General features: G+C 63.8%; 20 protein-coding genes, 2 tRNA genes and 2 rRNA genes (1 of these 24 only partly in view). 14 read left to right on the plus strand and 10 right to left on the minus strand.

Annotated elements, in window-relative coordinates; all coding sequences use genetic code 11:
• The 6 genes from ACZ47F_RS03305 to ACZ47F_RS03330 all read right to left on the minus strand — a co-directional run.
• Positions 1-579 (minus strand): 23S ribosomal RNA (locus ACZ47F_RS03305) (it extends 2,295 nt beyond the left edge of the window).
• A gap of 146 nt (positions 580-725) precedes the next feature.
• Positions 726-801 (minus strand) — tRNA-Ala (locus ACZ47F_RS03310).
• A gap of 17 nt (positions 802-818) precedes the next feature.
• Positions 819-895, minus strand: a tRNA-Ile gene (locus tag ACZ47F_RS03315).
• An 84-nt stretch (positions 896-979) separates the two neighbouring features.
• Positions 980-2,508, minus strand: a 16S ribosomal RNA gene (locus ACZ47F_RS03320).
• The 16S and 23S rRNA genes sit together here with 2 tRNA genes alongside, the layout of an rRNA operon.
• A 399-nt stretch (positions 2,509-2,907) precedes the next feature.
• Entirely contained in the window at positions 2,908-3,780 is an 873-nt protein-coding gene (locus ACZ47F_RS03325; RefSeq protein WP_464925883.1) for a D-amino acid aminotransferase, read from the minus strand.
• A gap of 61 nt (positions 3,781-3,841) precedes the next feature.
• Positions 3,842-4,510 carry a response regulator gene (locus ACZ47F_RS03330; protein ID WP_464925884.1) on the minus strand — a complete coding sequence of 223 codons (669 nt, stop codon included), beginning with the start codon at positions 4,508-4,510 and terminating at the stop codon, positions 3,842-3,844.
• Positions 4,511-4,628: 118 nt separating this feature from the next.
• Here ACZ47F_RS03330 and ACZ47F_RS03335 point away from each other — a divergent pair, with 118 nt between their 5' ends.
• From ACZ47F_RS03335 to lnt, 3 genes are read left to right on the plus strand one after another with little or no spacing between them, the layout of a single operon-like run.
• Positions 4,629-5,672, plus strand: a complete 1,044-nt coding sequence (locus ACZ47F_RS03335) for a PhoH family protein (protein ID WP_464925885.1) — start codon at positions 4,629-4,631, stop codon at positions 5,670-5,672.
• Positions 5,669-6,199: an rRNA maturation RNase YbeY gene (gene ybeY, locus ACZ47F_RS03340; protein WP_464925886.1), complete on the plus strand. Its 531-nt coding sequence runs from the start codon at positions 5,669-5,671 to the stop codon at positions 6,197-6,199. Before ACZ47F_RS03335 ends, ybeY begins: the two co-directional genes overlap by 4 nt.
• Positions 6,200-6,241: 42 nt before the next feature.
• Entirely contained in the window at positions 6,242-7,894 is a 1,653-nt protein-coding gene (lnt, locus tag ACZ47F_RS03345) for an apolipoprotein N-acyltransferase (protein WP_464925887.1), read from the plus strand.
• Here the strand turns inward: lnt and ACZ47F_RS03350 are convergent.
• On the minus strand, positions 7,786-8,244 hold the full coding sequence (locus ACZ47F_RS03350; RefSeq protein WP_464925888.1) for a DUF2784 domain-containing protein: 459 nt from the start codon (positions 8,242-8,244) through the stop codon (positions 7,786-7,788). The two genes, lnt and ACZ47F_RS03350, sit on opposite strands and share 109 nt — an antisense overlap.
• Positions 8,245-8,709: 465 nt before the next feature.
• Here ACZ47F_RS03350 and ACZ47F_RS03355 point away from each other — a divergent pair, with 465 nt between their 5' ends.
• The gene (locus tag ACZ47F_RS03355; RefSeq protein WP_464925889.1) at positions 8,710-9,333 is read left to right on the plus strand and encodes a TlpA family protein disulfide reductase; all 624 of its coding nucleotides are present in this window, start codon (positions 8,710-8,712) and stop codon (positions 9,331-9,333) included.
• Between the two features lie 19 nt (positions 9,334-9,352).
• Positions 9,353-10,648, plus strand: coding sequence for an MFS transporter (locus ACZ47F_RS03360; RefSeq protein ID WP_464925890.1), 1,296 nt, complete (start codon positions 9,353-9,355; stop codon positions 10,646-10,648).
• A gap of 91 nt (positions 10,649-10,739) precedes the next feature.
• On the opposite strand, the gene ACZ47F_RS03365 is transcribed toward ACZ47F_RS03360, so the two are convergent.
• From ACZ47F_RS03365 to ACZ47F_RS03375, 3 genes are all read right to left on the minus strand, one after another.
• Positions 10,740-11,633: a c-type cytochrome gene (locus ACZ47F_RS03365; RefSeq protein ID WP_464926564.1), complete on the minus strand. Its 894-nt coding sequence runs from the start codon at positions 11,631-11,633 to the stop codon at positions 10,740-10,742.
• 106 nt (positions 11,634-11,739) lie between these two features.
• Positions 11,740-12,393 (minus strand): c-type cytochrome, encoded by a 654-nt coding sequence (locus ACZ47F_RS03370; protein WP_464925891.1) that lies wholly within the window; start codon positions 12,391-12,393, stop codon positions 11,740-11,742.
• Positions 12,394-12,568: 175 nt separating this feature from the next.
• Positions 12,569-12,988: a YidB family protein gene (locus tag ACZ47F_RS03375; protein ID WP_464925892.1), complete on the minus strand. Its 420-nt coding sequence runs from the start codon at positions 12,986-12,988 to the stop codon at positions 12,569-12,571.
• Between the two features lie 324 nt (positions 12,989-13,312).
• On the opposite strand from ACZ47F_RS03375, the gene ACZ47F_RS03380 reads away from it, so the two are divergent.
• The 9 genes from ACZ47F_RS03380 (at position 13,313) to ACZ47F_RS03420 (ending at position 22,195) form a co-directional block, all read left to right on the plus strand.
• Positions 13,313-14,605 carry a glutamate-5-semialdehyde dehydrogenase gene (locus tag ACZ47F_RS03380; protein ID WP_464925893.1) on the plus strand — a complete coding sequence of 431 codons (1,293 nt, stop codon included), beginning with the start codon at positions 13,313-13,315 and terminating at the stop codon, positions 14,603-14,605.
• Positions 14,606-14,614: 9 nt separating this feature from the next.
• On the plus strand, positions 14,615-14,917 hold the full coding sequence (locus tag ACZ47F_RS03385; RefSeq protein ID WP_464925894.1) for a hypothetical protein: 303 nt from the start codon (positions 14,615-14,617) through the stop codon (positions 14,915-14,917).
• A 21-nt stretch (positions 14,918-14,938) separates the two neighbouring features.
• Positions 14,939-15,406 (plus strand): DsrE family protein, encoded by a 468-nt coding sequence (locus ACZ47F_RS03390; RefSeq protein WP_464925895.1) that lies wholly within the window; start codon positions 14,939-14,941, stop codon positions 15,404-15,406.
• Positions 15,407-15,658: 252 nt separating this feature from the next.
• Positions 15,659-15,961, plus strand: a complete 303-nt coding sequence (locus ACZ47F_RS03395; protein WP_464925896.1) for a c-type cytochrome — start codon at positions 15,659-15,661, stop codon at positions 15,959-15,961.
• A 13-nt stretch (positions 15,962-15,974) separates the two neighbouring features.
• Positions 15,975-17,267 carry an FCSD flavin-binding domain-containing protein gene (locus tag ACZ47F_RS03400; protein ID WP_464925897.1) on the plus strand — a complete coding sequence of 431 codons (1,293 nt, stop codon included), beginning with the start codon at positions 15,975-15,977 and terminating at the stop codon, positions 17,265-17,267.
• Between the two features lie 149 nt (positions 17,268-17,416).
• The gene (locus tag ACZ47F_RS03405) at positions 17,417-17,881 is read left to right on the plus strand and encodes a DsrE family protein (protein ID WP_464925898.1); all 465 of its coding nucleotides are present in this window, start codon (positions 17,417-17,419) and stop codon (positions 17,879-17,881) included.
• A gap of 47 nt (positions 17,882-17,928) precedes the next feature.
• Positions 17,929-19,308: a 16S rRNA (cytosine(967)-C(5))-methyltransferase RsmB gene (gene rsmB / locus ACZ47F_RS03410; RefSeq protein ID WP_464925899.1), complete on the plus strand. Its 1,380-nt coding sequence runs from the start codon at positions 17,929-17,931 to the stop codon at positions 19,306-19,308.
• Positions 19,305-19,895: a DUF4390 domain-containing protein gene (locus ACZ47F_RS03415; RefSeq protein WP_464925900.1), complete on the plus strand. Its 591-nt coding sequence runs from the start codon at positions 19,305-19,307 to the stop codon at positions 19,893-19,895. The genes rsmB and ACZ47F_RS03415 overlap by 4 nt, the downstream gene beginning before the upstream one ends.
• Positions 19,892-22,195, plus strand: coding sequence for a sensor histidine kinase (locus tag ACZ47F_RS03420; RefSeq protein ID WP_464925901.1), 2,304 nt, complete (start codon positions 19,892-19,894; stop codon positions 22,193-22,195). Before ACZ47F_RS03415 ends, ACZ47F_RS03420 begins: the two co-directional genes overlap by 4 nt.
• The last annotated feature ends 61 nt before the right edge of the window (positions 22,196-22,256 follow it).

Raw genomic sequence — 22,256 nt, forward strand, 5'->3', positions numbered from 1 at the left:
AGTCGCTGACCCATTATACAAAAGGTACGCCGTCACCCCGAGGGGCTCCGACTTTTTGTATGCATACGGTTTCAGGATCTATTTCACTCCCCTCCCGGGGTTCTTTTCACCTTTCCCTCACGGTACTTGTTCACTATCGGTCGACTACGAGTATTTAGCCTTGGAGGATGGTCCCCCCATCTTCAGACAGGATTACACGTGTCCCGCCCTACTTATCGCATACCTAGTTCCGCATCAGGCATTTCACATACAGGGCTATCACCTTCTATGGCCGACCTTTCCATGTCGTTTTGCTATACCAAATGCTAAATTATGCAGGCTACTCCGATTTCGCTCGCCACTACTATCGGAATCTCGGTTGATTTCTTTTCCTCGAGCTACTGAGATGTTTCAGTTCGCCCGGTTCGCCTCTTTGACCTATGAATTCAGTCAAAGATACCCTTTCGGGTGGGTTTCCCCATTCGGAAATCTGCGGGTCAAAGCTTGTTTGCCAGCTCACCGCAGCTTATCGCAGGCTACAACGTCCTTCATCGCCTGTAGTCGCCAAGGCATCCACCGTATGCACTTAGTCGCTTGATCCTATAATTTTGACCACTGGTCATCAGGATTGAACTCAAGTTTGCGACGCAATCGCAATACGTGATTTATCACGCAATATCAGCTTTTGAATTGTTAAAGAACACAACGATGATTTCATCAAAAGAAATTGACTTTCTTTTGATGCCTGGTGGAGGTGAACGGGATCGAACCGATGACCCCCTGCTTGCAAAGCAGGTGCTCTCCCAGCTGAGCTACACCCCCAGGGCAAACTCCAGTGCTGGTGGGTCTGGTTGGATTCGAACCAACGACCCCCGCCTTATCAAGACGGTGCTCTAACCGACTGAGCTACAGACCCGCTTGGGCCACGAAGTTCGGTATCGCAACCACCATCAACGTTGACAACCGATAAGTGTGAGCGCTTGACCTGCTGCTTCTCTAGAAAGGAGGTGATCCAGCCGCACCTTCCGATACGGCTACCTTGTTACGACTTCACCCCAGTCACGAACCCTGCCGTGGTAGTCGCCCTCCTTACGGTTAAGCTAACTACTTCTGGCAGAACCCGCTCCCATGGTGTGACGGGCGGTGTGTACAAGACCCGGGAACGTATTCACCGCGGCAAGCTGATCCGCGATTACTAGCGATTCCGACTTCATGCAGTCGAGTTGCAGACTGCAATCCGGACTACGAACGGTTTTATGGGATTGGCTCCCCCTCGCGGGTTGGCAACCCTCTGTACCGCCCATTGTATGACGTGTGTAGCCCTACCCATAAGGGCCATGAGGACTTGACGTCATCCCCACCTTCCTCCGGTTTGTCACCGGCGGTCTCATTAGAGTGCTCTTGCGTAGCAACTAATGACAAGGGTTGCGCTCGTTGCGGGACTTAACCCAACATCTCACGACACGAGCTGACGACAGCCATGCAGCACCTGTGTCCAGGTTCTCTTTCGAGCACCAAGCCATCTCTGGCAAGTTCCTGGCATGTCAAGGGTAGGTAAGGTTTTTCGCGTTGCATCGAATTAAACCACATCATCCACCGCTTGTGCGGGTCCCCGTCAATTCCTTTGAGTTTTAACCTTGCGGCCGTACTCCCCAGGCGGTCGACTTCACGCGTTAGCTACGTTACTGAACAGTATCCCGTCCAACAACTAGTCGACATCGTTTAGGGCGTGGACTACCAGGGTATCTAATCCTGTTTGCTCCCCACGCTTTCGTGCATGAGCGTCAGTACAGGCCCAGGGAGCTGCCTTCGCCATCGGTGTTCCTCCGCATATCTACGCATTTCACTGCTACACGCGGAATTCCACTCCCCTCTGCCGTACTCTAGTCGGGCAGTCACAAATGCAGTTCCCAGGTTGAGCCCGGGAATTTCACATCTGTCTTACCCAACCGCCTGCGCACGCTTTACGCCCAGTAATTCCGATTAACGCTCGCACCCTACGTATTACCGCGGCTGCTGGCACGTAGTTAGCCGGTGCTTATTCTGCGGGTACCGTCATCACTGCATGGTATTAGCACGCAGCATTTCTTCCCCGCCAAAAGTGGTTTACAACCCGAGGGCCTTCATCCCACACGCGGCATTGCTGGATCAGGCTTTCGCCCATTGTCCAAGATTCCCCACTGCTGCCTCCCGTAGGAGTCTGGGCCGTGTCTCAGTCCCAGTGTGGCTGGTCGTCCTCTCAGACCAGCTACGGATCGTTGCCTTGGTAAGCCTTTACCCCACCAACTAGCTAATCCGCCATCGGCCGCTCCTATGACGTGAGGTCTTGCGATCCCCCACTTTCACCCGTAGGTCGTATGCGGTATTAGCTACGCTTTCGCGTAGTTATCCCCCATCACAGGGTACGTTCCGATGTATTACTCACCCGTTCGCCACTCGCCGCCAGGTTGCCCCGCGCTGCCGTTCGACTTGCATGTGTAAAGCATGCCGCTAGCGTTCAATCTGAGCCAGGATCAAACTCTATAGTTCGATCTTTTTGCATTGCGAACAATGCACACTCAAGGAATTACGGAAAATTTCCGTACTTCGTATGAGCGTTTGGTATATTTGCATCAAGCCAAACGCCCACGCTTATCGGTTGATTTCTTAATGAACTCGCCTACTTGGCGTTTGCTGCATAAGCAGCGAAGACATCAATTATTGCATCAATTTTATTTCCGAGTCAAGCGTAGGGGCTTTTCTTACGCTCACTTCGCTCTCGACGGAAACGAAAATTATTGCAGCTTTTCGGCGCTAAGTCAACAGGAAATTTCTGCCACTTCGCTTGCAGCGTCCTTAAGCAGCACATTCGCTTTTGAGCAACGCCGAAAAAGAAATTGTGCGACACGCCTGCCCAGCTGTCAAGTACATTGTGTGCAGCGGCGCAGATCAGATTGTTTGCTTGGTCTTGGCCTCTTGGTAGGCGGCATACAGAGCTTGGCCTACGTAGCCAGGTACACCGCCCGAGACGGGACGACCGTCCAGGGTGGTGACCGAGAGAACTTCCTTGGTAGCAGAAGTGAGCAGGATTTCGTCTGCGCAGCGCAGCTCCCATTCTCCAACGGGGCGGAAATCGAGATCAATGCCGATCTCTTGCGCCAATTCCTCGAGCAGGCCGATGCGGATACCCTCGAGCTTGTCGTGATCGCGAGGGGGCGCGCAAAGACGGCCGTTACGCACCACCCACACATTGGACGCGGAAGCCTCGGTCACCCAGCCGTCGCGGATCAGGATGGTTTCCGCCGCGCCCGACGCGGCCGACAACTGGCGTGCCAAGACATTGCCAAGCAGAGAGGTGGACTTGATGTGACCGCACCTCCAGCGCAGGTCGGGCGCGGTGAGACAGGCTACTCCGGTTTCGCGCATGGCCGCGGGAACATGTGGGAATGCAAAGCTCATCATGAAGACCGTGGGTTGGACGCCACGAGGAAATGCGTGGTCCCGCCGTGCGACACCCCGTGTCACCTGGATATAGATGCATTGATCATCGGGATCGTTGCGGGCGATGAGTTCGCGCACCAGCGCCTGCCAGTCTGCCCGGTCGCAGGGATTGGCGATCTGCACGGCGTCGAGACTGCGCGCCAAGCGTGCCAGGTGGTGCTCCGCGCGAAAGGCGCGTCGGCAATAGACCGGAATCACCTCGTACACCCCGTCACCAAAGATAAAGCCCCGGTCAAGCACGGACACCTGACATTTCGACAGAGCCTGGAAAGTGCCGTTCAGATAGCAGACGGAATCGGCGATCTCGGATGCTGCAGACATGAGGTTGTCAACAGGAGTGATTCGGGGCCTATCGATGGTGCATCAATTGCATGAGCAGACCCTAGCGAACCAGGCCGCGGCGGACCGCCTCGAGCGTGGCCTCGGCGCGCGACGAGATGTTGAGCTTGCGGTAGATCTGTTTGACATAGTCGGCCACAGTGTGGCGCGACAGGCCCAGTTGCACCGCGATTTCGGGCAGGGTGTAGCCCTTGCCGACCAGTTGCAGCACCTCGCTTTCACGCTCGGTGAGCGCCACATGGTCTTCGGGCAGCACATTGGGCTGTGCTTGGGTGGCGCTACGCAAATGGGTGAAGTGCTGCACCATGCGCCGCGCGATGCTGGGCGACAGCGGCGGCTCGCCGTCCTGGATGCGGCGCAGTTGGGCGCGCAGCTCGATCTTGGGGCGATCCTTGAGCAGATAACCGAAAGCCCCTGCCTGAAGCGCCGAGAACAGGTGATCGTCGTCATCGAAAATGGTGACTACGACCGAGCGCGCCTGCGGCCGCTTGTCCGCCAGGGCGCGGATCAGTTCGAGGCCGCTGGCATCGGGCAGGCCGAGGTCGACCAGCAGCAGGTCGACCGGTTCGCGCAGCAGGATCTGCATGGCGTCAGCCATCCGGCCCGCCTCGAAAACCTGCGCGCCGGGATAGCTTTCTCGCAGCAACTCGACAAAACCGGTGCGCACTGCCGGCAGATCGTCCACGACCAGCGCGCATTGCATGGTGCCCATAGGTGCCTTCCCTCGCTTGGCGCCGCACAGACAATGGCGGCTTGGGGCCGATACTATCAATACACGCCGCATGTTCCGGCAAATCTCGACGGGTCGGTCCGTCCAGCAGATCAACGCCATGTCCGCCTCCTCCGTGCAGCTTCGACACACCTTCTCCCCTCCCGACAACGCGCGACTTGCCCAGTTGTGCGGCCCGCTCGATGAAAACCTGCGGCAGATCGAAGTGGCATTCGATGTACGACTGACCCGCCGCGCAGACACCATCCGCATCGAGGGCGAAAGCGGACCGGCGCACCAGGCGCTGGACTTGCTGCAATCGCTGTGGTCGCGCGCCGATGCCCGGTTCGATCTGGAGGACATTCAGCTGGAACTGGTGCAGGCAGCGCAGGGGCTGCAGCCCAAACTTACCGCCGCGGCCGACGAGCCGGTGCTCTACACGCGGCGGGAAAGCCTGCACGGCCGCACACCCAATCAAGTGCAGTACATCCGCAACATCCTGCAGCACGACATCACCTTCGGCATTGGCCCGGCGGGCACAGGCAAGACTTTCCTCGCCGTGGCCTGCGCAGTCGATGCGCTCGAGCGCCATGCGGTCACGCGTCTGGTGCTGACCCGGCCCGCGGTGGAAGCCGGGGAACGGCTGGGCTTCCTGCCAGGCGACCTCACGCAGAAGGTCGACCCGTACCTTCGTCCGCTGTACGACGCGCTCTACGATCTGCTGGGCATGGAAAAGACACAAAAAATGTTCGACCGCGGCGTCATCGAAATCGCGCCGCTGGCGTTCATGCGCGGGCGCACACTGAACCAGTCGTTCATCATTCTGGACGAGGCGCAAAATACCACGCCGGAGCAGATGAAAATGTTTCTGACGCGCATTGGCTTCGGCTCGCGGGCGGTCATCACCGGCGACACCAGCCAGGTGGACCTTCCCCGCGGCGCGCAAAGCGGTTTGGCGCAGGCGCAGAAGGTGCTGGCAGACGTGCGCGGCATCGCGTTCAATCTGTTCACCAGTCAAGACGTGGTGCGGCACCCCCTGGTGGCGCGCATTGTCGACGCCTATGACGCGCATGCCCTGCACAGTCAGCCCGCCACGGCGCCTAATGCCGATGACAAGAGCGTTGCCGCAGCGCGCACCCGCAGACGCGCGCCGACGAAATCGTGAGCCGGTCTACAGGGCAAGCCCGCCGCGCCGCGCTGCGCCTGTCGGTGCAGTTTGCTGACCCCAGCCACCGCGCGCTGCTTCCGCGTGCGCTGCTGCTGCGCTGGGTACGCGCAGCTCTGCGCGTGGGCCCAGAGCCGACGGAGCCAGAGGCTGCATGGCATCGACCGACCGAGCCGCACCAGGTCACGCTGCGTCTGGTCGATGCGCAGGAGGGGCGTGCGCTCAACCTCGCATACCGTGGCAAGGATCACGCGACCAATGTGCTGACCTTCGATTACGGCCACTGGCCTGTGCAAGCCGATGTGGTGTTGTGCTGCCCGGTGGTCGAACGCGAGGCGGTGCAACAAGGCAAGCCTCTGCTAGCGCATTACGCCCATCTGGTGATTCATGGCATGCTGCATGCCCAAGGGTGGGACCATCAGACCGTACGCGAAGCGCAGCAGATGGAGCATCAAGAGGTGCAGGTGCTTGGGCGCCTGGGCTTTGCCGACCCCTATGCCGACGGCAGCGACATGCCGGCGGGTTAAAGTGTGGTCAGCTATCGGCCTTCCCTGACGTCCTGCAATCGCATGTCCGAGTTTCCTGCCCACGGCGCCAGCACGGCCTTGTCCGACACGACGCCGCGTCGCGGTCTGATGCGCTTTCTGGCTGCGCCGCAGCTTGCGCCCTGGTTGTCGATTGCCTTGGGCGCCGCGCTGGCGCAAACCTTCGGGCGACCGCGATTCGGCGCCTGGTCCGTGATCATCCTGGCGACATGGATTGCGCTGCTATGGGCGGACGCGCAGCCCGCCGTCGGCAGACGCGCCCGTCGGGGCGCCCTGCTCGGCTTCAGCCTGGGCTTGGGATGGTTTGCCGGCGGGCTGTGGTGGCTCTACATCAGCATGGCGGTGTATGGCGGCATGGCGCCGCCCATCGCCGGCGGCGCGCTGCTGTTTTTTTGCGCCTATCTCGCGGTTTACCCTGCACTGGCCGCGGCGCTGGCGGCAGCGTGGGCACCCCCAGCCGGGCGCTCGGCCTGGGCATTCGTCCCGGCCTTGGGCGCCGCGCTGATCCTGGCCGGCGGCTGGACCGTGGCGGAGTGGCTGCGCGGCACCGTGTTCACCGGATTTCCTTGGCTGGCTCTCGGCTACGCCCAGGTGAGCAATCCGCTGTCGGGCTATGCGCCGGTCATCGGGCAATATGGGGTGAACTTCGCCGCCGCGCTAGCTGCGGCGCTGCTGGCGTTGCTCACGCAGGTGAACCTGCCCGGCGCCGCGGCCAGCGTGGCGCTGCTGTGCGCGGTGGTTGCCGGAGGGTGGCAGTTGCAACAGGTGCACTGGACACGGCCGAGCGGCCCAGCACTCAGTGTCGCGCTGCTGCAGGGCGATGTGGCGCAGTCGGAAAAATTCCGCCCGGAATCACTCGGTCCGACATTGCGCTTGTATGGGCACTGGTTGCGCGACCTGCGCGCCGACCTGATCGTGACACCGGAAACCGCGGTGCCGGTGTTGCCCGACGATCTCGCCCCCGGCTATCTGCGAGAGATCGAGCGTGCGCTGCGCGCGCACCATGCCCAGGCGCTGCTGGGCATTCCGCTCACCCGCGGTGCGGCGCAGTACACCAACAGTGTGCTGGGGCTCGGGGGTAGCGCGCCTTACCGATACGACAAGGCGCATCTGGTGCCCTTTGGCGAGTTCATCCCATATGGCTTTCATTGGTTCGTCAAGCTGATGGATATGCCGCTGGGCAGCTTCGCCCGCGGAGACGACGATCAGCCGCCTTTCATTGTGCGCGGCGTGAAGATCGCACCCAATATCTGCTACGAAGACCTGTTCGGTGCGGAAATGGCGCAACGTTTTCGCTCGCCGGCAAATGCGCCCAACGTCTTTGCCAACCTGACCAATCTCGGCTGGTTCGGCAACACCATCGTCATCCCGCAGCATCTGGAGATCGCGCGCATGCGTTCGCTGGAATTCCAGATTCCCGGCATCCGCGCCACCAATACCGGAGCCACCGCGATCATCGGTGCCGATGGCCGGGTGCTTGCGGAACTGGCGCCGTACACCGTCGGCGTGCTCGCCGGCACGGTGCAAGGCCACTCCGGGCTGACACCGTATGCCTGGCTAGCCGCACACTATGGCGACTGGCCCGAGGTCCTGCTGGCGGCGCTGGCGGTACTACTCGGCTGGGTGTTGCGCCGTGCGCAGCGCGGCGGCACCGAGCGCCACAGCAGCACGGTGTAGAACCCGACCGCGAGATAGATCGCGGTGAACACTGGCAGCGGAAGATTCCAGTAGATCAGCCGGTCGACCCAGCTCTGGATCAGGCCGCCGTCCAATCCCTGTCGTCCTGCGCGCTGCATCAGCGCGCTTTGCCACAGGGTGAAAAAGCAGGCCCGACCGGCCGCCGCCTGCGCGGCGACCACGGCCATCGACAGCAGGTGCAACGCGCGCAGCGGACAGTTGCGCACCCAGGCCCAGCCACGCCATGCGCCCAGCGGGACGAGCAACAGGCCGCCGACATTGAACACAATGACCAGCAGATGCACCGCCAGCAGCAGGTGGGCGAGCTGCAGGGCGTCCAGATTCGGCATGGCAGGTGAAATCACGACCGAGGACAGCTTATTGATTCGGCACGCAGCGGTTTGAACTACTCCCCCTTCGAACTTTCCCCACACGGTGGGGGAGGATCCATACCTTTCTACGCTTGTCGGGAATGTGAGGTGGTGAAGTTGTTTTTGGCAGACACTCTTTATCCTTCATACATCTAACAGGCCGTTGAAAAACGTCGCGAGGATGGCCAGATGCACGGCGCGCAGCGACCGAGACATATCAAATAGATAGGCGAGGCAGCAAGCACCCCGCAACGCCCCAGATGGCCCACCGCAGTAGTTTTTCAACGGCCTGCTAAACCAGCGTGCCGAATCAACCAGCCTAATCGGTTCTACATGCAGTTACAGCAGGGCGCAGATGCGACCGCTATGGTTCTGACTAGATTTTCCCGCCGCGCACAACGTACATCATGCGGGATTGCAAGATTCATGCCCCGGAGTCGTCCCATGTCTTTCCGCTTTCGCCTTCTGTGCAGCCTCTGCGCGGCACTGGCCTTGTCGGCCATGTCCCTGCCAGTGCAGGCCGCAGCATTCACCTTCACGCCATATCCGAGCACACATGCGCTGCCGCTGGCGCAGGTGCACTTCGAAAACGCGCAGGGCAAGACCATGACCCTGGCCGATTTCAAAGGCAAGGTCGTGCTGCTCAATATCTGGGCGACCTGGTGCCCGCCGTGCGTGCGCGAGATGCCCACGCTTGACAAGCTGCAAAAACGGCTCGGCGGCAAGGATTTCGCCGTGGTGCCGCTGTCGATCGACAAGGGCGGCGTGTTCACTGTCAAGAGCTTTTATGACGACAACTTCATCAGCCACCTGCCGATCTATGTCGACCCGACGACGCAGGTGCTCGACACGCTCAACATTCTCGGCACGCCGACCACCATCCTCATCGACAAGCAGGGCCGCGAGGTCGCGCGCACGATGGGGCCGGAGGACTGGGATCAGCCCGCGGTGATCGCGCAGATCAAGCGCTACATCGCCGCGCCAGCGCCGAAACCGCCGCAGGCGCGCGCGGTGCAGATGGGCGGCGCACGCCTTGGCACGGCCGCAGTCCGCGCGCACACCGGCTGAGCCGCCCAGCCCCTGCACGATGAAGGCCGCACGGTCGGCGCTGCGCCCGGCCGCACCCGAGCGCAGCGCCTGGTCGCAGATTTCGCCGGCGACGCGGCGCGTCATCCTGGCGCGGGCGTCGCGCAGCGTCGGGCAAGGAGCGCTGGTGGCAGCGTTTGCGCTGTATCTGCATACGCTGCAGTGGAGCGCGTCGCAGATCGGCGCGGTGCTGAGCGGCGGGCTACTCGCTGGCGCAGTGCTGACGATCGGGATCGGGCCGCTGAGCGACCGGCTCGGCCGTCGCCAGTTCCTGCTCGGCTACGAGGCGGTGATGATCGCCTGCGCAGCGCTTGCGATCGTGACGTCTGCGCCGTGGGCGCTTGCCGTCGCGGCGGTGATCGGCGGTTTTGGCCGCGGCGCCAACGGCGCAGCCGGCCCCTTCGGCCCGCTCGAGCAGGCGTGGCTGGCGCACGGCACGCCTCCTGCGCTGCGCGCGCGCATGTTCAGCTTGAACTCGACGCTCGGCATGCTCGGCATGGCGCTCGGCGCGCTGCTCGGCGCGGCCCCCGCCTGGCTGCAACACTGGCTGCCGCCCGACTGGGCTTGGCGCAGCCTGTTCGTACTGCCGCTGTGCGGCTCAGCCCTGGGTTTCGTCTTGCTATTGCGCGCGCAGGATGCCCGCCCCGCAGCGGCCGAGTCTGCCACGAGCAAGCCGCAGTCGATGCAACCCGCCGCTGACCGCAGCGCGCAGCTAGCTCGCCAGCGTGAAAACGCCTTGCTCGTGCGGCTGGCGCTGGTCAACGCGCTCAACGGTCTGGGCATCGGCATCGTCGCGCCGCTAATGGCGTATTGGTTCATGCTGCGCTTCGGCCACGGGCCGGCGAGCATCGGCCCGGCGCTGGCGGCGAGCTTCGTCGCTGCCGCCGTCGGCGCGCAACTCGCCTCGCTGATTGCGCAGCGCATCGGCTTAGTGCGCGCGGTGGTGGCGATGCGCGCCGCGGGCCTCGTTCTGCTGCTGCTGACTCCGCTCGCCCCGACGTTCTGGCTGGCGGCGACGTTCCACGCGCTGCGCGCCAGCGCGAACCAAGGCACGATCGGCGTGCGGCAGGCGCTGAGCATCAGCCTGACCGCTGCCAGCCGCCGCGGGCTGGCAGCGACAATCAACAATGTCTCGATCCAGACCCCGCGCGCCATCGGGCCGCTGCTCGGCGCGCTGCTGCTGCAACGCGGCTGGCTAGTGGCGCCGTTTCTCGCCGTCGCGCTACTGCAGGCAGGGTATCTGCTGCTCTACCACCGCTTTTTCCGCACGGTCAAACCCATGCTGACGGCGGACTGAGGCCAGCGCTGGCCGCGCGCGGCTAAGGCCTGTGAACGCTATTGTGCACTCGCGTTGCCCCCAAGCGGGGCGTCTGCGGCGTTGTCGGGCCCTAGCGCTTCTTCGGCGGGCCGATGTCGCCGAGCAGCTTGCCGTTGATTCGCGTTCCGTACAGGCTGAACTTGCTGTCGTGATACTTGGCGCGGGTGGCGGCGACGCTCCCAGCCCAACGCGGGTCTTGCGCACGCTCGTGCGCGTCCATGAAATAGGCCACGTCCCAGGCCTCCTGCGGGGTGAGGCTGTAGCTCATGCCGTAGGGCATGTTCGCGTAGATGAACTTGGCGGCGTTCTTGTAGCTGCCCATCCCCGCGCCCCAGTTGAACGATTTGTCGCCCCACAGCGGAGGGAACACGGTCTGACCGTTGACATATTGCCCCTGACCATTCTGCGCATGGCAAATGGCGCACTTGGCCTCATAGACTTTCTGGCCGCGCACATAGTCGGGCGCCTGCGCCGGGTCGGGCAGGTTTGGGTAGCCCCGCCCCGGCACTTTTTCGTCCACCGGCAACCCCTTGGCCAGCCAGTAGGAATACGACTCGAGCGCGACCAGCACCTCACTGCCCAGCGGCGGTGCCTTGCCGTTCATACTGAAACGAAAGCATCCCTGCAGCCGCTCCTCGTAGGTGTTGACCTTCTTGTTCTTGCTGCGATAGGCGGGGTAGCTGACATACGCCGCCCACAGCGGGGCCGATCCGGCCATGCGGCCCGCGTCGGTATGGCAGTTGACGCAACTCAGCGCATTGCCGACGTAGGTCTTGGCGTATTTGGGGGTGTCGAGCATGATGTCGCGGCCGAGCTTGACCATCTTGCCAAACGCATCGTCCGGGATACTCGATTCCTGCGGCGGGGTGAACTTGACTCCGGTGCCGACCGAGGCATTGATTTCCGATTTGGGTGGCGCAGAAGGCGCATCGGCGGCGTGTGCGGCGCAGGCCATCAGGCCCATGGCCGACAGGCTGCAAGCCAGCAAAGACAGTTTGCGGCCAGGCGCAGGCCGGGATGCGGCAGGCCGCGCGGCGGTGGAGAAAGACGTCGTCATGGCGCGCTCCAGTTCAGGGTTTGACGGATGAGGACTTGCCCGGCGTGAGCGGCTGCGCAGCCAGCCACTGCGCCACCGCCTGCGTCTGCACATCGGTCATGCGCAGCGCCACGGTGTGCATCAACCCCAGTGGGTCGCCGCGTCGGCTGCCGTCCTTCCAGGCCTTGATCTGCGCCTCGATGTATGCGGCAGACTGTCCGACCAGCGGCGGAAAGTTTTCGCCGACGCCCACGCCCCCCGGGCCGTGACAGCGGTAACAGGCCGGGATGCCTTTTTCCCAGTCGCCGCGCAGCGCCAGCCGCTCGCCCTCGGCGGCGACGGCACCGGTAGGCATCGGTGCGGGCTGGCCGCTCGGTTTGAGCTTGGCGTAGTAGTCGGCCAGCGCAGTGATCTGCGCTGCCGACAGCGGCTTGGCCATGCCGGACATGACCGCGTTTTTGCGGGTGCCGTCGGCAAAGTAGCGCAGCTGATCGGCAAGATAGGTGGCTGGCAGGCCTGCCAGCCGGGGATAGCCGGCTGCTGCATTGCCCATGCCGCCGGCGCCGTGGCAAGCGGCACACGACGCGGCTTCAGGCGGAGAAGCCGCCCAGCTTGCTGGCCCGGCCAGCAGCAGGCCGCCCACAATGGCCCAGGCCTGCGGGCGGCGTTTTGACAGAGATCGACGCATGACGTGCTCCCAGTGGATACGGCCCTGCGATATATTCACGCAGATTCATCGAAGAGGGGAAACCCTCTTGGGGTTCGACCGCAGTCTAGGAGCAAATCGCCGGAAAAATCCAACGGATTGTGTCGATCAGCCTCAGAAACGATGTGAATGTCCCGACAAAATGTTTCGACCCCGATCAGCCCAAAAATTTGCCCAGCAGCTGCTGCACGCTGCCCATCAGTTCGCCCTCCGCGGGAAGTTGTCCGGTGGGGGTCAGTTTGTCGACCACCTCGGGCAGGGCCTGCGCCAGCTGGTCAGCCGCCTGGGCCGGCTGCACCCCAAGCTTGGCGGCCATGTCTTGCAGCACGCCGCTACCCAGCACCTGCTGGATCTGCTCGGCAGACACGGGAAGATTGGCCCCGGTGCCCACCCAGGACTGCACCACATCGCCCAGCCCGCCCTGCTGGAATTTTTCGAGCAGGCCGCTGAGCCCGCCGCTGCTGCCCAGCAGCCCCGCCACCGCATGGACGACCGGGCTGTCTGCCGCCCCAGTCTGCACCTGCTGCCCACCCAGCATCTGCCCCAATCCCCCTGCCACGCTATCGAACAGTCCCATGATGCTCTCCCGAAGTCAAAAACACATGCAGCATACCCAGGGCCCTTGACGCACAATTGCGACTTTCTCGGCCCCGGTATGGCGAGCTTAAGGCAACACTGAAGTGTCCTTGTGATGCTGCGCGACGGGCTGCGGGATGGGATGCAAGGTGAACACCGCTGCCGCAGCCGTGACTATGGCGAGCGAGGGTTGCGCCTCAGACCGCCCGCAGGCTGGATGCGCGGCACGCGAGGGACTTGTTCAGTGTTGTCTCAAGGCCAGCGCCTACATTTTTGCGCGCATCGGTGCCGCGGACATTCCACCCCCGGCAATTTTTACAGTCTCATGGACGCTTCCTCTGACCAGATCCACCCCCTGATGGCCGACCTCGGCGCACGCGCGCGGGCGGCCTCGCGCGACATGGCACGGGCTGCCACTGCAGCAAAAAACCGCGCACTCGCCGCGCTGGCCGCGGCGATTCGCGCCCACCGTCCGCAGTTGCAGGATGCCAATCTGCGCGACCTGCATGCGGCGCGGGAAGCCGGGCTGGAGGCCGCCTTCGTCGATCGCCTGACCCTGAGCGACAAGGTGGTGGAGCAAATGGCGCAGAGCTGCGAGCAGGTGGCCGCGCTGCCCGATCCAGTGGGCGAAATCGCGCATGTGCGCCGCCGCCCGTCGGGCATCAGCGTGGGGCAGATGCGCGTGCCGCTGGGGGTATTCGGCATGATTTACGAAAGCCGCCCGAACGTGACCATCGAGGCAGCGTCGCTGGCGATCAAATCGGGCAATGCGGCCATCTTGCGCGGCGGCTCGGAAGCCATCCACAGTAACCGTGCGTTGGCGGGTCTGGTGGTGCAGGCGCTGGGCAGCGCCGGTCTGCCGGCAGATGCGGTGCAGCTCGTCCCCACCACCGACCGCGCCGCTGTGGGCGCGCTAATCACCATGCCGCAATATGTGGACCTGATCATCCCCCGCGGCGGCAAGGGTCTGATCGAGCGCATCAGCGCCGAGGCTCGGGTGCCCGTCATCAAGCACCTGGACGGCAACTGCCATGTGTATGTGGACAGCGGTGCCGACCTGGACATGGCCGTGCGCGTGACCGAAAACGCCAAGACCCAGCGTTACAGCCCGTGCAACGCGGCCGAATCGCTGCTGGTTGCCGCCGACATTGCACCGCAGTTCCTGCCGCGCATCGGCGCGGTGTTCGTTCGCAAAGGGGTGGAAATGCGCTGCTGCCCGGCTAGCCACACGATCTTGTCGACCGTGCCCGGTGCAGCGCCACTGTTGCGCGAGGCCACCGAGGCGGACTGGTCGACCGAATACCTTGCGCCCATCATCTCGATCAAGCTGGTGGAGGACGTGAACGCCGCGATAGACCACATCAACCGCTACGGCTCGGGGCATACCGATGCCATTCTCACCCGCGACCATCCGCGCGCAATGCAGTTCCTGCGCGAAGTCGATTCCGCCAGTGTGATGGTCAACGCCTCCACCCGCTTTGCCGACGGCTTCGAATACGGCCTGGGGGCGGAAATCGGCATTTCCACCGATAAGTTCCATGCCCGCGGGCCGGTCGGGCTGGAGGGGCTGACCAGCATGAAGTGGGTGGTGCTGGGTGATGGCGAAATCCGCAACTGACGCACGGCCATGACGCCCCCCCAAATTGAAACCGCAGTCCTCACCCTGCCCACCCTCCTTCGCATCAACGCGGCCATCGGGGCGGGGTTTGGGCTGCTCAGCGCGCTGTTCACCGCCATTGTCAAATGGCGCGATTTCAACGCCCTGGAACTGCTGGCCATCCTGCCCGGCGCGGTGTTTTTCAACACCCTGGCGCTGCTGTTCGTGACCCTGGTGGGATACTGGCTGTACCGCTGGCTAGCCGAGCGACAGCATTGGAGCCTGCATCATCTGCACACCCGGCACACCCACCCGCGTCACAAGTCAGCCTGACACCCATTCGAGGAGACCCACATGAACCCACGCGATCGCATCCGCCTGCTCGGCGCCGGCTTCATCGGCCTGGGAGGTGCCCAGCTTGCGCAGGCACAAACGCAGGGCCCGGTGCCCGCGAAGCAGATTTCCAGCGAGCCGTGGAAAGTGGTGATGCAAATCAGCGACAGCCTGGAGCAGGCCTACGAGGGGCTGATCAACATCCAGAACGTGCTCGAGCTCGATCCCAAGATGCGCTTTGTCGTCGTCGGCTACGGCAAGGCCATCCACTTCCTGCTCCACGGCGCGAAAACTCCGCAGGGCGCGCTGTTTTCCGGGATGATCGGCGATCTGGCCAACCAGGGGGTGCAGTTCAAGGCCTGCAACAACACCCTGACCTATCTCAAGATTCCGCAAAGCGAACTGGTGCTCGAAGCCACTGTCGTGCCCGCCGGGGTCTACGAGCTGGTGAAGCTCCAGTCCGAGGGCTGGTATTACATCAAACCCTGAATTCGGCCGAGGTTCCCGTCTGGCATGGCCCGGCCAGCGCGCCAATGGCCGGTGAGCGCGCTGTGTGACCGTCATCACACAAACAATACACACTCCCCAGAGTACTTATCGCACTGGATTGCACGCCAGCATACGGATGGCCTGCTGGTTCTCCCGAATGTATCTATTTGCTACATTTCGATACCTTTTGCCTTAGATCAAAGACTTTTGATGTCTTTCGATCCCCAGGCCATCCCACCCAGGAGATATCGGATGTTGCGCAAACTGTTATTGAGTTTCCTACTGTGCGTCGCAGGCGCGGCGCAGGCGGCCACGCCCGTGGTCACTCCGAGCCAGTCGTTGGCTGCCACTTGCTACAACTGCCACGGCCCCAAAGGCGTATCGACCGCGGCCATCCCGTCGCTGGCCGGACGCTCGGCAGCATCGATCGTCCAGACCATGGCGGAATACAAGTCGGGCAAGCGCACCGGCACCATCATGCCGCAGATCGCCAAGGGTTACACCGACGAGCAGATCCAGCTCATCGCCACCTATTTCTCGCAGCAAAAACCCTGAGGGCGCCCCCATCATGCAAACCCGTCGTAAATTCCTCGCCGGTGCCGCAACCGTGGGCACCATCGGACTCGCGCCCGTGCTGTCGGGCTGCGCCAGCACCACCCGCAGCGCCGCAGGCAAGGGCAAGGTCGTGATCGTCGGCGCCGGCTATGGCGGCGCGACCGCAGCCAAGTACATCCGCGAATGGTCGGGCAACACGGTCGAGGTCACCGTGGTCGAACCCGGTGATGCCTTCGTCTCCTGCCCCGTCTCGAACCTAGTGATCGCCGGAGCCAAGTCGATCCAGGACATCACCGTATCGTACGACGATCTGCGCAAACGCCACGGCGTGAAGTGGTTCAAGAGCACTGTCGAGAGCATCGATCCGGCCGCGCATACGGTCAATCTCGCCAGTGGCGACACCCTCAAGTACGACAAGCTCGTCGTCTCTCCCGGCATTGAGCTGATGTTCGACACGGTCAAGGGCCTGAAAGAGGCGCAGGCCAGCGGCCGCATTCTGCAGGCGTGGAAGGCCGGGCCGGAAACGGTTGCGCTGCGCAAGCAGCTCGAGGCCATGCCCGACGGCGGCGTGTTCGCGGTGAGTGTGCCGCCGGTGCCGTACCGCTGCCCGCCCGGGCCGTACGAGCGTGCGACGATGGTCGCGGCGTACTTCAAAAAGCACAAGCCCAAGTCGAAGGTGCTGATCTTCGACGCCAACGACAAGGTTCAGTCGAAAGAGCCGCTGTTCAAGAAGGCTTGGGCCGAGTTGTATTCCGGGATGATCGAATACATCCCCAACCACAAGGCGGTCGGCGTGAACCCGCAGGCGATGCAAATCGAGTTCGAGGTGGACGCCCCGGTCAAGGCTGATGTGCTCAACGTCATCCCGATGCAACGCGCTGGTGTCATCGCGCAGAAAACCGGACTGGCCAACATGAACGGCCGCTGGTGCGCAGTGGACTACCGCACTTTCGAGTCTGCGGTGCACAAGGACATCCATGTGCTGGGCGATGCTATCCAGATCTCGCCGCTGATGCCGAAATCTGGCCATATGGCCAACCAGCATGCCAAGGTTGCCGCCGCGGCGATCGTCGCCATGCTGTACGACCAGCCGGTCAACCCCAGTCCAGTGGTGATGAACACCTGCTACAGCATGGTCAGCTTCGACCGCGCGATCCATGTCTCCAGCGTCCATCAGTACAACGAGAAGGAAAAAACCTTCCTCACCGTACCTGGATCGGGTGGCATTTCTGCCGGGCTGAGCGATGTCGAGGCCGCTTACGCCGAGGACTGGGCCGCCAACATCTGGCGCGACTCGCTCGGCTGAAGCCGCTTGCCCCGGCGCGCCACCGTTCCTTCCCGGATTGTGCGGCGCGCCATTCGCAGGCATCATGAGTGGGCCGATCTGATCGGCCTTTTTCATTTTGGCCACGGTTGCCACAGAGTGCCGGGTCACCACCCTAAGGAGGAGTGCATATGGAGAACACAACGAATCGCCGCAAGGCGCTGACCGCCGCGACCGTGGGCGCTGCTGCGCTGGTGGTCGCAAGCCCTGCACGCGCGCAGGGCCGCGCCGAAAAGGAGGGGCCGGTCAAGGTCGTCTACCACGTCACCCAGGGCGATGCCCAGGCCTCGCGCTGCCTGGGCAATGTGCGCAATCACTTGGCTGCAGATCAGACCGCGAAAATCGTGGTCGTGGGCAATGGCGCGGGCATTGACTTCATGCTCAACGGCGCGGTCGATGGCAAGGGCGCTGAGTTCGCCGGACTGGTCGGCGCGCTGGCCTCGCAGGGTGTGTCATTCCGCGTCTGCAACAACACCCTGACCAACCGCAAGATTCCCAAAGACCGCGTGCTGCTCGATGCCACCATCGTGCCCTCCGGCGTGGCCGAAGCGGCCAATCTGCAATACCGCGAGGGCTACGCCTACATCTGCCCCTGAGCGGTCGTCGCGCCGCGCCGGTCGGGCAGCAGGGTGGCGCCGATAATGTGCGGGTGACGTCGCTCGAACCACACACCGCAACCACACCCAGTCTTCGCCCACTGTGGCGGGACCTGCTCGCCGCCGCACGGCTGGTGGGGGCAGTGCAGGAGGGCGCGTCTCTGGCGACTGCGCTGCCGCAGGCTGCAGCTGCCAGCCGGTGGGACACCGCACAGCGCGGTGCGGCACAGGCGCTGAGTTTTGCCACGCTGCGCCATCTCGGCACAGCGCGCGCGATCTTATGCACGCTGCACCCCAAGGGCTTGCGCCCGCCATTGTTGCGCGATCTGCTGCACACCACGTTGGTGCTGCTGTTGCCCGAAGCGCCGGTGCACTATGCGGCGCACACCGTGGTCGACCAGGCCGTCGAAGCCTGCAAGCGCACCCCGCCGCTGCGCCATGCCGCCGGATTTGTCAACGCGGTGCTGCGCCGTTTCGTCGGCAGCCCAGAGTTGCGCGATGCGGTGCGCAACACCAGCCTCGAGGCGCGCTGGAACCACCCGCTGTGGTGGGTCCAGGCGCTGCAGCAGGCCTATCCGGCGCAATGGGAGGCCGTGCTCGACGTCGCGCAGCGCCCGCCGACCATGACCCTGCGGGTGAACACCCGGCGCATCAGCCGCGCGGACTACCAGGCCGCACTGCACGCCAGCGGACTGCTTGCCGTGGTCCCGGCCGATCCCCTGCTCGACCAGGCCTTGATGCTGCGGCAACCCGTGCCCGTCGATCGCCTTCCCGGATTTGCCGCCGGCTGGGTCAGCGTGCAGGATGCCGCAGCGCAATATGCCGCGCCCCTGCTCGACGTGCGACCGGGTCAGCGGGTGCTCGACGCCTGCGCCGCACCGGGCGGCAAGACCGCGCATCTGCTCGAGCGCGCCAATTGCGCGGTCCTCGCGCTGGACAAGGACGCGCAGCGCCTGACGCGCGTTGACGACACCCTGCAACGCCTGGGGCTGCGGGCCCAGACCCGAGTCGCCGATGCGGCGCAACCTGCGACATGGTGGGACGGCCAGCGCTTCGACCGCATTCTGCTCGATGCGCCGTGCAGCGCGTCGGGCATCTCGCGCCGCCATCCGGACATCCGCTGGCTGCGCCGCGCTTCGGACATTCCCGCGCTGACCGCTACCCAGACCGCGCTGCTCGATGCACTCTGGCCTCTGCTGCAACCGGGCGGCAAGCTGTTGTTCGTGACCTGCTCGATCTTTCCGCAGGAAGGCACGCAGCAGGCCGCAGCGTTTCTCGCCCGCCATGCCGATGCGATAGCATCGCCAGCGCCGGGCCAGTTGCTGCCGCAGGAACCTACGCACGGCATGGAGGGCAACGCGGACGGCGTCACCGCGCCGCATGCGCAAGACGGTTTTTTCTACGCCCTGTTTACCAAGTGCTCGTGAAACCCGCCCCCCTCCGCCCCGACCTGCAGCGCCGCAAGCTATTGCGCTCTGGCCTGGTTCTGGCCATCGGCGTCGGTGTGACGGTGTCGGCACAGGCGGTCACGGTGGACACCGAGCCCCTGATGCTGACCATGAGCCCGGAGGGGCTGTTCGTCACTACGGCGGCGGTCTTCGCAATGCCGCGCAGCCTGGAGGATGTACTGCGCCGCGGCATTGCGCTGTATTTCGAGACCGTGGTCACGGTGGTGCGGCCGCGCTGGTACTGGTTCAACGAAGATGTGGCGCAGGTCCGGCGCGAGGTCCGGCTGGCCTATCAGCCCCTGCTGCAACGCTACAGGGTGTCGGTCGGTGGTCTGCAGCAGAACTACGACAGCCTCGATGAGGCCTTGGGTGTGGTGCAGCGCACACGCCACCTGCGCGTGGCCGATGCCGCGCAGCTCGTGCCGGGGCAGACCTATCAGGTTGAGGCGCGCTTTCGGCTGGATCTGTCGCAGCTGCCGCGACCGTTCCAGATCAATGTATCGTCGCAGTCGGACTGGAAGATCGAGGCCAACTTCCCGCCGCAATCCTTCGTGTGGACGCCGTGAGCACACCGGCAGGCACCAGTTGGGACAGCCGCACCTCGCGCTGGGCGCTGCGCCTGGCCGTGGCGCTGGGCTTGCCGCTGGCGGTATTCCTGGTTTTTTTGCTGGCGGTGTCCACCGACAACACCGCGCAGCCCAGCCCTTTGTTTGCCTGGCTGTACTGGATCAATTTCGGCGTCGCCGGGTTGCTGCTGCTGCTGGTGCTTGCACTCGGGCTGCGGCTGGGGTGGCGGATGCACAAGCGACGCTTTGGCAGCCGGCTACTGTTCAAGCTCGCTGCGGTGTTCGCGCTGGTGGGGGTGCTGCCCGGGGTGGTGATCTACACCGTGTCGTATCAGTTCGTTGCCCGCAGCATCGAGACCTGGTTCGATGTCAAGGTCGAAGGCGCGCTGAGCGCCGGACTCAACCTCGGTCGGACCACGCTCAACGTGCTGCAGGCCGATCTGCAGAACAAGGCTCGCAACCTGGCCGTGCAGATCGCCGAAGACCCCACCCTGCTGTCCCCGCTGAGCATGGAGCAGTTACGGCAACAGCTCGGTCTGCAACAGATCACCGTGTTCGATGGCAACGGCACCGTGCTGGTGACTGCCGGCGGCAACCCGTTCTCGCTCATTCCCGACATCCCCGGCCCGAACAGTATGCGGCAGTTGCGCACCATGGGCACCTTCTCCGACATCGAGGGCGGCGATGACGGCGCCGGCAAGTCGCCGCAATCGCTCAAGCTGCGGGTGGTGGTCAGTCTGCCCACGCGCAACTTCATCCTACCCGGGCATGGGCGCTATCTGCAGCTCATCCAGAACGTGCCGCAGGCCATTTCCAGCAGCGCGCTCGAGGTGCAGCGCGCCTACGCCGAGTACCAGGAGCGCGCACTGGGCCGCGAAGGGCTCAAGCGCATGTACATCTCCACGCTGACCCTGACCCTGTTTCTCGCCGTGTTCCTGGCCGTGCTGCTGGCGGTGATGCTGGGCAATCAGCTCGCCAAGCCGCTGCTTTTGCTGGCCGACGGCATGAAGGCAGTGGCCGAAGGCGATCTACGCCCGCGCCCGCACCTGGAACGCAACGATGAACTCGGCGTGCTGGTGCGTGCGTTCAACACCATGACCAACCAGCTCGCCGAAGCGCGCGCGCAGGTGCAGATCAACCACGACGCGCTCGAAGCCTCGCGCGCCTACCTGCAAAGCGTGCTCGACAACCTCAGCGCTGGCGTGCTGGTGCTGGGCAGCGACCAGCGGCTGGCCCTGGCCAACCCCAGCGCCACACGGCTGCTGCGCGCCCCATTGCAGGGCATGATCGGGCAGCCGCTCGGCCAGCATCCCCATCTGGAATCGTTCGCCCGCACACTGGCCGAGGCCTTTGCCGCGCTGGACGAACAAGACCCGACGGGCACCAGCCCACACTGGCTGCAGCAGATCGACTATCAACTACCGGGCAGCGATGCCAGCATCACCCTGCTGGTGCGCGGAGCGCGTCTGGTGCTGCCGGGGCAGAGCGCATCGGTCGTGGTGTTCGACGACATCACCGAGGTCATCTCCGCGCAGCGCTCGGTGGCCTGGGCCGAAGTCGCACGGCGGCTGGCGCACGAGATCAAGAACCCGCTCACCCCCATCCAACTCTCGGCCGAGCGTCTACAGATGAAGCTCGCCCCCAAGCTCGAGGGTGCCGACCGCGATCTGCTCAATCGCAGCACTGCCACCATCGTCAACCAGGTGCAGGCCATGCAGCACATGGTCAACGACTTCCGCGACTACGCCCGGCTGCCCGCGGGCGAGCCCGAGGCCATGAACCTCAACACCCTGATTCGCGACGTACTCAACCTCTACGCCAGCCTGCCCGCGCACGACGGCGCCAGCCCCGAAGACGACCCCGAGATCGAGGCCGATCTGGCTCACGCGCTGCCCGACATCCTGGGCAACGCCACACAGCTGCGACAGGTCATCCACAACCTGCTGCAAAACGCCATCGACGCCGTGTCCGCGCAGCCCGAACGCAAGGTGCGCATCCGCACCGAAGTCCTGCCCGCACAACCCGGCGGCACGCTGCGCGTGCGACTGAGCGTGAGCGACAACGGCCCGGGCTTCAGCGACAAAATCCTGCAGCGCGCCTTCGAGCCCTACGTCACCAGCAAGCCGCGCGGCACCGGCCTGGGCCTTGCCGTGGTGAAAAAAATCGCCGATGAACATCATGCCCGCATCGAGATCCAGAACCTGCAGACAGAAGGATCGGTCTGCGGCGCGCGCGTTTCCCTTATATTCCCTGCGCTGGCGCAGCAAGCAACGGTGCAAGTGCCACAGCAGCACACATGACCGCCCGCGGGTCGGCCGCGCCCAGCCCATCTCCCAGGCGGATCACACCACCCGGGAGGGA

This window comes from Thiomonas islandica (assembly GCF_055383445.1).